Genomic DNA, 14,202 nt, shown 5'->3' with positions numbered 1-14,202 from the left:
ATCAATACGTTGCAGTTGCGCCGAGCTTACCCGCGCACATAGGTTTTCCATGCCAGCCAAAGCTTGCGGATCGGCGTGAGGGAAATCTTCTGGTTTAATACGTGGAAACCGTCACGCTGAATTTCATTCAGGAGTGCACGGTAGATCGCAGCCATCATCAGCCCTGGTCGTTGCGAACGACGATCAGCGTTCGGAAGCAGTGCAAAGGCTTCTTCATACGTCGCCTGCGCGCGCTCTGCCTGAAAACGCATCAAGTTTTCAAAATTTTCATTGTGACGGGCATTCAGGATATCCGCGGCGGTCACATTGAACTGCTGCAGTTCATTGACAGGGAGATAAATTCGCCCTTTGCGTGCGTCTTCACCGACATCGCGGATGATATTGGTGAGCTGGAAAGCGAGGCCCAGCTTTTCCGCATACTGCAAGGTTTCGGCGTGCGTAACGCCAAAGATGCGCGCCGACAGGATTCCGACCGCACTGGCGACATGCCAGCAATATCTTTTCAGTCCCGCGAAATCCAGATAGCGCGTCTGATCGAGATCCATTTCCATGCCGTCGATAATCGCTTGCAAGTGCTTTCCATCCAGCGCGTAATCTGCCATGTGCGGTTGCAGTGCCTTCATGACCGGATGCGACGGCGTCCCGCCCAGCATGTCCTGGACTTCCTTGCGCCACCACATCAACTTGTTGCGGGCAACCGTGACGTCGTTGCACTCGTCGACGGTGTCGTCAACTTCCCGACAAAACGCGTACAACGCCGTAATCGCACGACGGCGCTCAGCCGGCAGAAACAGGAAGCTGTAATAAAAGCTGGAGCCGCTTTGCACGGCTTTTTGTTGGCAATATTCGTCGGGCGACATGTGGCCTTGCTCGGATGCTGATCGAAACCCGCTATGCTAGCCGACGCGGGCGGTCTGCGCCAAACTGAATTTCATTCCGACTGCCCGCCATGCCATGCGAAGCCAATCCGCAGCCTTCAGTTGCGGGCGATGGCGGAAGACGTCGTAGTCGACGGCTTCGATGCGCTCGAGAATGCGCAAGCCACCCTGTATCACCAACCGTAATTCCCAGCCGATACGTCCCGGCAGCCTCAGGGCGAGCGGGGCGCCCGAAAGCATCATGGCGCGCGCTCGATCCACCTCATATCGCATCAGATTCCGCCAGCAATCGTCCACATTGCCATCAGCCAGGTGTCCTTCGGAAACGCCGAAGCGTTCACGATCCTGTTGGGGAAGATAGATGCGTTTCTTGGCCCAGTCGATGGCGGCATCTTGCCAAAAGTTAATCAATTGCAAAGCGCTACAAATCGCATCCGACTCCCGCAGGTTCGCCGGATTCGCGGCGTCGTACAAATGCAGCATCAAATGTCCAACCGGGTTGGCCGAACGCCGGCAATAGTCGATCAGGGACTCGAAATTGGCATAGCGAGTGGTGACGACATCTTGCTTGAATGCCGACAGCAAATCACGAAACGGCTGAACCGGCAGGCCGAAATCCATTATTGTTTTGGCAAGGCGTTGAAACAGTGGAGTGTCAGGTGGAGTGCCACGCTCAATCGCGTCCAGCGCCAGTTCATAACGTGTCAGCGCCGCAAGCCGCGTGTCTGGCGCGGCATCTCCTTCATCGGCCAAGTCATCGGCACTGCGCGCAAATGCATAAATTGTTTCAACCGCGGGACGCAGGCGGGCCGGCATCAAAAGCGAGGCGACCGGGAAGTTTTCGTAATGGTCAATTGACATTTTTAGGGGTAACTGACTAAAAAGTCATATGCAAAGTGAGAGTCTCGTGCTTATAATTACTAACCAGTCAGTCATTAATATCCGTGCACATTGAATAACGTTTTCCGGGCCAGCATTCAGCCCGAATAGTAAAGGAAAAGAACGTGGCCGCTCTGATAAATCAAACTGAACCGTCGCAAGGCCGCCCTCGGCCAAGCCCTGTTGCAGCTTTCGTCCTCTCCGGTCTTCTCCTTGCGGGATGCTCGAAGCCGGTTGAAAAGGTAGAGGAAATTCGCCCGGTTCGCGCGATGCAGCTGTCCGCCGACAATGTCGACGTCATTGCTGAGTTCTCCGGCGACGTTCGTGCACGGGTTGAGTCGCGCCTGGGTTTTCGGGTCGGCGGAAAGATCGTTTCGCGCAAAGTCGATGTCGGATCAACCGTCAAGCGCGGTCAGGTATTGATGCAACTCGATCCGCAAGACTTCGAGCTCGCGCAAGCCCAGGCCAACGCGGGCCTGAGGGCGGCAGAAAGCAATCGCGATCTTGCCAGGGCCGAACTGAAGCGCTATCAGGAATTGCGAGCCAAGAATTTCGTCAGCCAGGCGGTGCTCGATGCCAAGGAAACGGCATACAAGGCCGCACAGGCAAGCTTTGAACAAGCACAGGCGGGCTACCGTAACCAGACCAACCAGGCGGGTTATACCACTCTGGTCTCTGACGTGGACGGTGTCGTCACCGGCGTCGACGCAGAAGTCGGGCAGGTGGTCGCCGCAGGCAGCCCGGTGGTACGCGTGGCAAAGACGGGCGACAAGGAAATCGTGATCGGCATCCCGGAAGACAAGGTGGATGCATTGCGTCGTGTTTCCGACGTTCGGGTACGCACGTGGGCCAACCCCAATCAAATCATTCCCGGAACCTTGCGCGAATTGTCGCCGGTTGCCGATCCTGCAACACGTACATACACGGCAAAAATATCGATCCCGAATGCACCTGACGGCATCAAGCTCGGCATGACGGCCTACGTCGCCTTCGCAGGAAAGACGGCAAATGAGATGATCAAGCTGCCCTTGACGGCGCTGTTTCAGGACAAATCTTCAACTGCAGTCTGGGTTGTGGAAAACGGCAGCGTCAAGCTCGCTCCGATTCAAGTCGGCGGCACTTCTGGCAACGACATCCTGGTCGCTGGCGGTGTCGCGCCTGGCCAGACGATCGTGACTGCCGGCGTGAATCTCCTCAAGCCTGGCCAAAAGGTCAAAATCCTTGGCGATGAATCGATTGCCAAGCCCGATAGTGCGGTAGCGACCACAAGCACCAGCACCCAAACCGCAAACTCCGGCATCGCTGACGGAGTCGCCAAATGAAGGGCGGTTTCAACCTTTCCCGCTGGGCGCTCGAGCACATTCCACTGACGCGTTACCTCATCGTTGCCCTCCTAATCGGCGGCATCCTGAGCTATACCCGCCTCGGCCAGGACGAAGACCCGCCGTTTACTTTCCGCGCAATGGTTGTGCGCGCCGTCTGGCCTGGCGCCACCGCGCTGCAGATGGCCGAGCAGGTGACCGACAAGCTAGAAAAGAAGCTGCAGGAAACGCCTTACATCGACAAGATCCGCAGCTATTCGAAGCCGGGCGAAACCGTCATCATCCTGCAACTGCGCGAATCAACGCCACCCAAGGATGTACCCTCCGCCTGGTACCAGGTGCGTAAGAAGATCGGCGATATCCGTCCGACTTTGCCGGGCGGCGTGGTTGGTCCGTTTTTCAACGATGAATTTGGCGATACCTACGGTTCCATTTTTGCGATCTCTGGCGATGGTTTCAGTTACGCCGAAGTGAAGGACTACGCCGATTTCGTGCGACAGCAATTGTTGAAAGTGCCGTCCGTCGCCAAGGTCGAAATGTTCGGCGTGCAGGATGAGAAGCTCAACATCGAGTTCTCGCACAAGAAATTCGCTCAGCTCGGCATTCCGTTCGATGCGATCGTTGCTCAACTCAACGCGCAGAATACCGTCGAATCGACCGGTGTCTTGGTGACACCGACGGATAATCTCCAGGTGCGTGTAACGGGCGCAATGAAAAGCGTCAAGGACCTGGAAGACCTCGAATTGCGCGCTGGCGGCACCACCTTCCGGCTTGGCGACTTTGCGACCATCAAGCGTGAATACAAGGATCCGCCGCAAGACAAGATGCGCTTCAACGGCAAGGAAGTCATCGGGCTGGGCATCTCGATGGAGAAGGGTGGCGACATCATTCAGCTCGGGCACAATCTGGAAAAGACCGTCAGCGACATCAAGAACAAGCTGCCAGTCGGTATCGAACTGGAGCATGTATCGAATCAGCCAAAAGCCGTCTCGTCCTCGGTCAATGAGTTCTTGCGTACACTGACCGAAGCCGTGTTGATCGTCCTCGGGGTCAGTTTCCTGTCCCTCGGCCTGCACACGAAGCCATTCCGTCTCGACATCTGGCCGGGACTGGTAGTGGCCCTGACCATTCCGATGGTGCTGGCGGTCACCTTTCTTTTCATGCGGATTTTCAGCATTGATTTGCACAAGATTTCTCTCGGTGCGCTGATCATTGCACTCGGCCTGCTGGTTGACGATGCCATCATCGCAGTCGAAATGATGGTGCGCAAACTGGAAGAGGGTTACTCGCGCTTCGATGCCGCGACCTTCGCCTATACCTCGACCGCCATGCCGATGTTGACAGGGACGCTGATAACTGCCGCCGGTTTTCTTCCGATCGGCTTGGCAAAATCCGCAGCTGGCGAATACACATTCTCGATGTTCTCGGTCAATGCGCTCGCGCTGCTCATCTCCTGGGTGGTCGCCGTGCTGTTTACGCCCTACATCGGTTATATGTTGCTCAAGGTGAAGCCCGCGACGAATGCAGATGGTCACCATGAACTGTTCGATGGCCAGTTCTACAAGCGCTTCCGTGGCCTCGTGAGCTGGTGCGTGGAGTGGCGCAAGACCACCATCCTGCTGACACTCGGTGTTTTTGTGCTCGGTGTATTCGGCTTTCGCTTCATCGAGCAGCAATTCTTCCCGGATTCGAGCCGGCCTGAACTGATGGTCGAACTCTGGATGCCGGAAGGGACCGCTTTTGCAGCAACGGAAGCGCAAACGAAGAAGTTCGAAAGTTTCATCCGCAAGCAAGAAGGCGTCGAAAGCATTACCGCTTATGTCGGTACCGGCAGCCCTCGCTTTTATCTCCCGCTGGATCAGATTTTCCCGCAAAGTAATGTTACGCAGCTGGTGGTTCTGCCCAAGGATCTGAAAGCGCGGGAAGCGCTGCGCCTGAAAATCATCGACGCATTCAAGAATGATTTTCCCGGAGTGCGCGGCCGCGTGAAATTGTTGCCGAACGGCCCGCCCGTTCCGTATCCGGTGCAGTTTCGGGTCAGTGGACTGGATGTTCCCAAGGTGCGCGCGATTGCCGACCAGGTGAAGGAAATCATGCGCGCCAATCCGAACGCGGTTGGCGTCAACGACAACTGGAACGAATCGGTGAAAGTCTTGCGGCTTGACCTCGATCAGGATAAGTTGCGCGCGCTCGGTATCAGTTCGCAAACCGTCATGCGTACGGCAAACACGATCCTGACCGGAACGGCCATTGGCCAATATCGCGACAGCAATAAACTGATCGATATCGTGGCTCGCCAGCCGGTCGAAGAGCGCTCGACGATTTCCGCTCTGAATGAAGCCAACATTCAGACGGCGAGCGGAAAAGCCGTGCCGCTATTGCAGGTGGCGCGCCCGCATTTTGTATGGGAGCCGGGTGTGATCTGGCGCGAAGGGCGCGAATGGGCGATCACGGTACAGTCGGATGTCGTCGACGGCGTCCAGGGTCCGACTGTGTCGAGCCAGCTCAACCCCAAGCTGGACGCGTTGCGGGCACAGCTTCCGGCTGGCTATCGCATCGAACTTGCGGGGGCCGCCGCCGATAGCGGGAAAGCGCAGGAGTCCATTGCCGCCAATGTGCCACTGGTAATCTTCATCATCTTCACGCTGTTGATGCTGCAATTGCACAGCTTCTCGCGCTCCTTGCTGGTATTCCTGACCGGTCCGCTGGGGGTTGCGGGCGCAGCCATGGCATTGCTCATTCTGCACAGGCCCTTCGGATTTGTTGCGCAACTTGGCGTGATCGCCTTGTTCGGCATGATCATTCGCAATTCGGTGATCCTGATCGACCAGATCGAATCGGATATTGCCCAAGGTGCCGCGCCCTGGAACGCCATTGTCGAAGCAGCGGTGCGGCGCTTCCGTCCGATCATCCTGACGGCGGCTGCTGCGGTACTCGCGATGATTCCGTTGTCACGCTCAGTGTTCTGGGGGCCGATGGCCGTGGCGATCATGGGCGGTTTGATCATCGCAACGGCATTGACGCTGCTGTTCCTGCCCGCCCTCTATGCAGCATGGTTCAGGGTGAAGAAACCGGAGCCCGAGGTCGCGATCATTCCTTAAGAGTTGTTCGCAAACGGACCTGCCGCATTTCAAGTCCTCCCAAGCCATGAAAAATCGGGACAGGCAAGGGAAAAAATGCAGTAAAATGCCGGGTTGAAGTTGAAGAGCTACTAACAAGAGCTTTGTGGGGCGACCAAATTTTCACTTCATGGTCGCCCTTTGCTTTTGTGCATAATCAATACAAATCCCGGCGAGGATGGCGAAATTGGTAGACGCACCAGGTTTAGGTTCTAAATTATAGCGTTTTTTCGTGCATTGCAAGCAACGTTATAAGTCATTGATTTTAAGGGGTTTTTAGCTAAAACCGTCTTAAAATCAACGACTTGCAAGCGGAACGATCCCAAACAATTTATCATCCTATCTCATCTTATTTCATCAAAAATCATCCGATTTCAGATGAGCAGTTTGGGAAGAGTTTGGGAAGGTTTGGGAACTCACCGTAGCTGCATGCACATCAGGATTTGACCTGAATTTTGGGTGGAAAAAAGTAGCAAAAGGCACTAAAATCACGGGCTTCGCGGCTGTGGCGAAATTGGTAGACGCAACAGGTTTAGGTCCTGTCGAGAGCAATCTTGTGCTGGTTCGAGTCCAGTCAGCCGCACCAAAAATTTAAGAAAGCACACTCTAAAACAGTGTGCTTTTTTTCTATTCAAAATTAGAAAAATGAATCAAGAAAGCCATTTGCCAATTTTAATTGGTATGTTCCCTGGTCAAGTTCTTCTTGATGCTGATGACATTGCAAAGTGTATGCGAGTCTCAGCAGGTCATATCTATAACCTTGCTTCAGATGGCGAGCTTCAAAAGAAGATCAAGCTTCATGAAGAAAAGAAAAAAGAAAAGGGAAAGAAGCAGAGAATTCTAGTTTCTATTATTGAGATGGCTCGCTATCTAGACAAGAAGCTAGAGCCAGAAAAAAACGAAGAGGTTCAGGAAACCCCAATCCCACAGCTTATTAAAAAGCGTGGGCGACCAAGGGGATCTGTAAGCAGAAAACAAGTTGCATTCCAATCTCAACTTACTTTAGCCATCATTCGGCATGAGTTCGAAGAATCAGTCAAAGAACTTCAAGCACAAGTTGATTCAATAGAATTTGAGGATAACGAACAATCCTGTTCGGAAAAAGTGGCAGGAGTTAAATCTAGTTTTTCGGAGTCCATCAAAAAAACAAGAAGCCACATGCTTCGGTCGATTTTAGAGATTGAGCTTTCCAACAACAAGAAGGACAACGCCACAATAAGGAAGGTGTGACAAGGTGGGGACAACTTCTATGACCAAGTCTCTGCACTGCTCAGGTCTGTTTGCGGTTCCCATCCTGGTGCTACCCTCTACTGGCTGACTAGCAAGAGCCGTGAGGTTCCCGTTCACCTTCGCAACGCACCTTCCAAACTCATGAAAGAACTTGGCTATGGGCATGAATACCGATATGCTCATGACGAACTCAATGCCTATGTCGCCCGTGGAACTTACCTTCCTTATGTCGTAGAAGAGCCTAGCTAGTGTCAGCCGGTGGCGAGAGGGCTAGATAAGGTGAGAAGCTTGCTCTGTTGAAGAAATGGGATGACGAAGCTAAAAATTAAAAAAGGGGACCTCAGGGATGGCAAGACCAGAACACAGCAAAGACGATTTTAGGAACCAATCTAAGGTCGGCGCCGACTTCCGTAAGTACAAACTATACATGGCGAGGTTCGAATTTAGCAACTTTCCGAACTCAGATTTTTCCGCCGTATCTGCCAAGCAATGTTGCTTCATCAGAGCTAACCTCGCAGGATCGAATTTCACTGGTGCCAATCTCTACGGTGCAAATTTCGGGGGTGCTGACCTTCGCGGAGTCAACTTCAAGTCAGCAATTCTTCATCATGTGAACTTTGAGAACGCATTGATTGAGGGCGCTAATTTTATCGGCGCTTCTATAAAAATGTGCAAGAAGCTTAAGCTATCCGACGAGCAAGTGGAACAGTTGGAGCAAGCCAAGAAGGCACAGCGTGAAGTAACTTCAAAAGACTTGGAAGAACGAAAGAACTCACCAGAATATCAAAAGAAAACGATAGATTTAATCACCAAGAAGCCGTGGGTCGAGAAAATCGAAGATGAGCGTGAACGAGGTGGCTCCATCGTAGTTACTCTCAAATCCGGTTATGAATTTCTAAATATGCCGGGATCTAGCATTCAAAATTTCAATACGGTGGAGTCTGCTCAAGACGGGACAACAAAAAAAGCCGTCATCCTTTCTCCCTGAGAGATTGAAGAACTCATTCTGTATTGAATAGCATCAGGATATTTGTAGATGAAGCTTGGCAAGAAGTCGCCACTCTAAAAATGTCCAGTGATGAAGAAAAGAAACAACTAAAGACGGAAACGAAACATAAATGCAAAACCTACTTCAAGAACTAACAGAACTGCTTTCGTCGGATGATCGCCTGGTCTCCGAAGGTCGACTCATGAAAAACAAAGTAGTTGAGCTTGCGCTGGGCCTTGATCCTTTATTGATTCGACATCTTCTTAAAAGCGAATCCATGAAGAGCCATTTCTTTTCTGAAGTGGAAAATGTTCTGGTTTTTGATAAATTAAAATTTCAAAGGTTTGTTAGCAACAAGAAGTTTTTGCCTGATAGTTTTACTGCATACAAGAACAAGATCGGCTTTAGTAACGGCGACGACTTCATCTCAGATAATAATGAAGTTGTTCTTGCCTGGCCATATAAGGACTGTGTATTAGAAGGCGGCCAGGACGGAGATGATGCAAGAAGGAACGAGGTCTTCTGGAACGAGACTCTAGCTCCCGACCAGATTGACCGTCTTCTGTCTCCGAAAGCACTAGTTAGATTCAAGAAATTTGAAGGCGAAGCGGAAAGCTTTCCTAATGAAATTGCTGAGCAAGACAATCTTCTCATTAAAGGGAACAACCTACTTGTTCTGCACACACTGAAAAAATACCGTGGCAAGGCCAAGTTGATTTGCATTGACCCTCCCTATAACACGGGAGGGGATGATTTTAATTACAACGACACCTTCACGCATTCCACTTGGCTAACCTTCATGCGGAACAGGCTCGAAGTCGCCAAGACCTTATTAGATCGGAACGGCACTATCTTTGTCTTCTGCGATGACAATGAACAGGCTTATTTAAGGGTTTTATGTGACGAGTTGTTCGGCCGTAAATCTTTCATTGCGACTGTCGTTTGGAAACATAGTGACAACAGCAACAACGATGCAAAGAAGTTCTCCACTGACCACAACTACATTCTTGTTTTTTCTAATAATGAAAATTGGGAAAGCATAAAGCTAGAACGCGGCGATGCAAATGCAGGCCACTTTAAGAACCCCGACAATGATCCTCGCGGCCCTTGGTTTGATGGAAACCCTGTCAACTCACCCAATCCTCGTAAAAATTTGATGTATGAAATTCCCACACCTAACGGGAATTTTATTAAACCTCCGCCAAACGGCTGGAGATGGGACCCCGACACTCTTGCAGAAAAGATGAAGAGTGGCGAAATATTTTTCAACGAAAAACAAACAGGGATCAAAAGAATTACCTACTTGTGGGAGCAGAAGGCACTGCCACCCTCCACACTTTGGGATTTGCCAGAAGAAAGCTCTTGGTTCGATCTTGATGAGACAGGACATACTCGGCAAGCCAAGAATGAACAAAAGAAACTCTTCAAGGGAATGGCTACGAGTGAACTTTTCAAGACCCCGAAACCTGAGAGGGTAATCAAAAAGATCCTTGATATCGCAACTCATGAAGGCGATCTTGTCGTTGACTTCTTTAGCGGAAGTGGCACAACTGCGGCCGTAGCGATGAAAATGAAGCGGCAGTTCATCGCCGTTGAACAAATGGACTACATTGAAACCTTCACTCTTCCTCGTTTAGTTGAAGTGACCAAAGGGGAGCAGGGTGGAGTGTCTAAGGATGTTGGTTGGAAAGGTGGTAGCGGGTTCATCTACTGTGAACTTGCGCGAGCCAATCAAGCATTTGTTGACGCCATTGAAGCGGCGGAAACAACCGAAGAGCTTGCAAAAATCTGGGCAGACATGCAGGAGAAGGCTTTCTTGTCCTACCGCGTTAATCCAAAGATTATTGATGAATCGAAGGATGATTTCGCGAAGTTGAGCCAGGCGGACCAGAAGCGATTTCTTGTGGAAGTCTTAGATAAAAATATGCTCTATGTTCCGCATTCTGAAATTGATGACAGGGCATATGCGATCCCTGAAGCGGATAAGGCAGTAAACAAAAAATTCTTCGGGTGAGGACAACATGGTAGAGAAAAAAACTCTCTTCCAAGTTCTCATAGAGGAACTTGGAAAAAGAACAATTGAGGGAACGAAGTTGCCGGAGTCTATCACTGGCAACTTAAACCCTGGATTCCCTATGCGTCCTTATCAAGAGCGGGCCTTTAAGTTCTTTGTGAACTACTGGCAAGAAGCTTTTGATGGTAAACCTCGCAAAAACCACCAACTGCTGTTCCATATGGCAACGGGGAGTGGTAAGACTTTGATGATGGCCGGACTCATCTCTTATTTATATGAGAAGGGCTACCGCAACTTCCTATTCTTCGTTAATAACAGCAACATCATTGAGAAGACTAGAGACAACTTCCTGAACGCCACTTCAAAGAAGTATCTATTTTCCGATACGATCAGCTTCGGCGACCGACGAGTCGCCGTCAAGGAGGTGGATAACTTTCAAGGCGCAAATGATGATGACATAAACATCGTTTTCTCAACCATTCAAGGCTTGCACATGGCCTTGAATATGCCGCGAGAAAACAGTCTCACCTATGAAGACTTTGAAGATCAAAAGATTGTTCTGATCTCAGACGAGGCGCATCATATCAATGCTGATACAAAAAAAGGTAAGGAAGTAGATCAGGACGAGCTATTCGAAATCGTCTCTTGGGAAGGAACGGTTGAGCGAATCTTCAAAGCGAATCCCGCTAATGTCTTGCTTGAGTTCACAGCGACAGTGGATTTTACCGACGAAAACTTGAATGCCAAGTATCGACCTAAGCTAATTTTTGATTATCCACTAAAAGAATTCCGAAAGGATGGATACTCCAAAGAGGTCAAAGTTCTACAAGCCGACCTGTCGCCCATTGATAGAGCCCTTCAGGCAATCTTGTTGAGCCAATATCGGCGTAAGATTTTCGAAAAGAACAAGCAGCACATTAAGCCTGTGATCCTGTTCAAATCAAAGACTATCAAGGACAGCCAAGCCTTCTTGGAAGAGTTCAAGGAAGCCGTGAAGAGACTGCGGCCAGAGTCCCTAGAGGCAATCAAAAATCGCAGTAGCGAGCCGGTTGTTCTTAAGATTTTTGACTACCTGGATTCCAACAAGATAAGTCTTGAAAATCTAATTGCAGAACTGAAGGAAGACTTTTCGGAAGAGAAGCTAATTTCTGTCAATAGCAAGGAAGAAAGTGAAGTCAAGCAGATGGCAGTTAACTCCCTGGAAACCAATGAGTTCAGGGCTGTCTTTGCGGTAGATAAGCTAAACGAAGGTTGGGATGTCCTCAACCTCTTTGATATCGTTCGTCTGTATGACACACGGGATAGCAAAGGGGGGAACATCGGTAAGACAACGATGAGTGAAGCCCAGCTGATCGGGCGTGGTGCTCGTTACTGTCCGTTCCAACTGAGTGGCGATCAGCCTGTATTTGGTCGAAAATATGATTCAGACTTAGACAATGAGCTACGCATTTGCGAAGAGTTGTTCTACCACAGCGCATACAATCCCAAATATATTCAGGAGCTAAATACTGCTCTGCAAGAAATAGGTCTGAAGCCGAAAGAAACAAGGGAACGAAAGATTCATCTTAAAAAGTCGTTCAAAGATACTTCCCTGTATAAGGCAGGACACATTTTTTTAAATGAGCGCGATAAATACAGCCGTGAAGACATTCAGGGACTGGACAGCAGTATTATCAATCAGACACACAAAGTTTCGCTTCGTACCGGTTACACGAAGAGTATTGTTGCGTTTGATGCTCCTGATCGAGACAAGGGAGCCGACAAGTCCAGTATGGACTACGCTTTAAAGGACTTCGGAATTGCTATCGTTCGCAAGGCAATCCAACGATTGGAATTTTATGAGTTTTCTAACCTGAAAGGTTATCTGCCGAAGCTGACTTCAGTTCAGGAATTCATAACCTCTGACAAATATCTTGGCCGTGTCAAGGTAGAAGTCTCTGGACTGCCCGATCAGATTAAAAATCTGACCCCTGACGAAAAATTAGATGCCACCACTCAGGTGCTGACGGTCATTTCTGAAGTAATCGCATCTGATAAGATTGAGTACAAGGGGAGTAAGAAATTTTCGCCTCGTATGATCCGAGATGTGTTCAGCGATAAGACACTGAACTTCATGGTGGATGACGGTGGCGACAAGGAATTCGGCCGGTCCATGAACGACCCAGCCGAGACCGCTTATCACTTGGATCTCAGCACTAAAGCCTGGTTTGCTTTTGACGATTGCTTCGGAACCTCAGAAGAAAAGCTATTGATTCAATATATTGATAAGAAGTATAGCGAACTTGCAAAGGTTTATTCAGAAGCCTATCTGATCCGAAACGAAAAGCACTTTAAGCTTTATGCATTTGAAGACGGAAGGCCTCTTGAGCCGGACTTTGTCCTTTACCTGGTAGGCAAAGAGAAGACAAACACGATGCACTATCAAGTCTTCATTGAGCCGAAAGGTGGGCATCTATTGAAGGCCGACGAGTGGAAAGAGAAATTCCTCATGAGTATCAAGGATAGCTTTGAAGTTGAACAGCTTTTCTCAAACAAGAAGCATGTAGTGTGGGGACTGCCGTTCTATAACAGTACGGAGAGGATGCCTGAGTTCGAAGCCGCATTCGAAGAGATCGTGAGTTAAAGCCAGTCGCAGTTCCTTCGCTGGTTCACAGAGCGAACTATAGAGAAACCAAGAGTCAAGAAAGTTTAGTGATGGACAAAGAATATTTTAAAGCCGAATGCATCAAGATAAAACACTTGCCCAAAGATGAGCAGGAACAGGCAAAAGATAAATTGATGGATAAAATTTCTGACGCCATCGATGCCACGGATTCTGATGAGGCTCTGGACCAACTAAAAGATTTTGGTGAGATTCTTCATAAGTTTACTAAATTCCTGAGCGACAAGCCGGCCACCTTTGCGAAAAAATTTGCGGAAGTAAACGAGAAGGCAAGAGAATGCGAAGACAGGTCCAAAGAAGTAGAGTCAACTCTTCGTGAACTCAAAAGGCGCATCAGAGATCTAGAAGAAGAACAGATGTTGCTGAACGGCCGCCTAGCTTATCGCCAATCCGAGACTAAAATACTTCAGGCCGTAAAAGAAATTCTTGAGGCATGACACCAACCCCCGAAAGGGGGTTTTTTATTGCCTATTTTTTTATGATTGAACACATCGTCACAAATTAAACAAAACATGACCAGGCTCAATTACACCTGTGCAGGTTGATGCTAACCAATCCCCTCAGTTACCGTGAGAGCAATATGTGAAGTCCTTACCACTATTCTTTAAGGACCCATTATGGCGATTGACGCATACATGCAAATTGAAGGAATCAAGGGGGAATCCTCCGACTCCAAACATAAAGATTGGATTGAAATCTTTGCTGTAAATTGGAATGTCCATCAGCCCCGTTCATCTTCCGTGTCTACTGCCGGCGGCCACACCAACGGCAAAGCTGAACTATCGGAAGTATCGTTTAAAAAATTGGCTGACCTTGCTTCACCAGTCCTTTTTCAAACCTGCGCAATGGGCAAAACAATTCCTAAGGTGAAGTTTGAATTTATGCGCGCCGATGGCAATGGCGAACCGATCAAATATTTTATTTTAGAGCTAGAGAATGTGATGATTTCCACTGTCAGCCCAAACAGCAATGACGGTGGAATTCTTACTGAAAGGGTTTCTTTAGCTTACTCTAAGATCAAAAGCACTTATACAAAACAAAGTGTTCGGGGTGGATCGGAAGGTAACACTTCGGGAGGTTGGGATGCTGCGGCAAACAAACCCGTATGAG

At 49.5% G+C, this 14,202-nt stretch carries 10 protein-coding genes, 1 tRNA gene and 1 pseudogene; 10 read left to right on the top strand and 2 right to left on the bottom strand.

Going from position 1 to position 14,202, the window contains the following annotated elements:
* Positions 1–26: 26 nt before the first annotated feature.
* Together hpnD and hpnC are read right to left on the bottom strand one after the other, a co-directional pair.
* A complete protein-coding gene (gene hpnD, locus E6W33_RS22160; RefSeq protein WP_136419547.1) occupies positions 27–860 on the bottom strand; it encodes a presqualene diphosphate synthase HpnD in 834 nt (277 codons plus the stop codon).
* Positions 861–896: 36 nt separating this feature from the next.
* Positions 897–1,739 carry a squalene synthase HpnC gene (hpnC, locus tag E6W33_RS22155; protein WP_136419546.1) on the bottom strand — a complete coding sequence of 281 codons (843 nt, stop codon included), beginning with the start codon at positions 1,737–1,739 and terminating at the stop codon, positions 897–899.
* A 152-nt stretch (positions 1,740–1,891) separates the two neighbouring features.
* Between hpnC and E6W33_RS22150 the strand changes: the two genes are divergently transcribed.
* The 10 genes and pseudogenes from E6W33_RS22150 (at position 1,892) to E6W33_RS22110 (ending at position 14,201) form a co-directional block, all read left to right on the top strand.
* Positions 1,892–3,079: an efflux RND transporter periplasmic adaptor subunit gene (locus E6W33_RS22150; RefSeq protein WP_247869742.1), complete on the top strand. Its 1,188-nt coding sequence runs from the start codon at positions 1,892–1,894 to the stop codon at positions 3,077–3,079.
* Positions 3,076–6,180: an efflux RND transporter permease subunit gene (locus E6W33_RS22145; RefSeq protein WP_136419544.1), complete on the top strand. Its 3,105-nt coding sequence runs from the start codon at positions 3,076–3,078 to the stop codon at positions 6,178–6,180. The genes E6W33_RS22150 and E6W33_RS22145 overlap by 4 nt, the downstream gene beginning before the upstream one ends.
* Positions 6,181–6,697: 517 nt before the next feature.
* Positions 6,698–6,784 (top strand) — tRNA-Leu (locus E6W33_RS22140).
* A gap of 59 nt (positions 6,785–6,843) precedes the next feature.
* On the top strand, positions 6,844–7,428 hold the full coding sequence (locus E6W33_RS27655; protein WP_247869743.1) for a hypothetical protein: 585 nt from the start codon (positions 6,844–6,846) through the stop codon (positions 7,426–7,428).
* Positions 7,417–7,757 (top strand): annotated as a pseudogene (locus tag E6W33_RS27650) (recombination factor protein RarA); the annotation flags it as partial. The gene E6W33_RS27655 and the pseudogene E6W33_RS27650, both read left to right, overlap by 12 nt.
* Positions 7,758–7,774: 17 nt before the next feature.
* Entirely contained in the window at positions 7,775–8,416 is a 642-nt protein-coding gene (locus E6W33_RS22130) for a pentapeptide repeat-containing protein (RefSeq protein WP_136419543.1), read from the top strand.
* 130 nt (positions 8,417–8,546) lie between these two features.
* Positions 8,547–10,430, top strand: coding sequence for a site-specific DNA-methyltransferase (locus E6W33_RS22125; RefSeq protein ID WP_136419542.1), 1,884 nt, complete (start codon positions 8,547–8,549; stop codon positions 10,428–10,430).
* 7 nt (positions 10,431–10,437) lie between these two features.
* Entirely contained in the window at positions 10,438–13,053 is a 2,616-nt protein-coding gene (locus tag E6W33_RS22120) for a DEAD/DEAH box helicase family protein (RefSeq protein ID WP_136419541.1), read from the top strand.
* A 71-nt stretch (positions 13,054–13,124) separates the two neighbouring features.
* On the top strand, positions 13,125–13,529 hold the full coding sequence (locus E6W33_RS22115) for a hypothetical protein (protein ID WP_136419540.1): 405 nt from the start codon (positions 13,125–13,127) through the stop codon (positions 13,527–13,529).
* Between the two features lie 180 nt (positions 13,530–13,709).
* Positions 13,710–14,201, top strand: a complete 492-nt coding sequence (locus E6W33_RS22110; protein ID WP_136419539.1) for a type VI secretion system tube protein Hcp — start codon at positions 13,710–13,712, stop codon at positions 14,199–14,201.
* The last annotated feature ends 1 nt before the right edge of the window (position 14,202 follow it).

Source organism: Herbaspirillum sp. ST 5-3 (assembly GCF_004804275.1).
Classification (GTDB): Bacteria; Pseudomonadota; Gammaproteobacteria; order Burkholderiales; family Burkholderiaceae_D; genus Noviherbaspirillum.
Note: the sequence above shows the minus strand (reverse complement) of the source record. Positions and strands in the feature narration are given on the sequence as shown.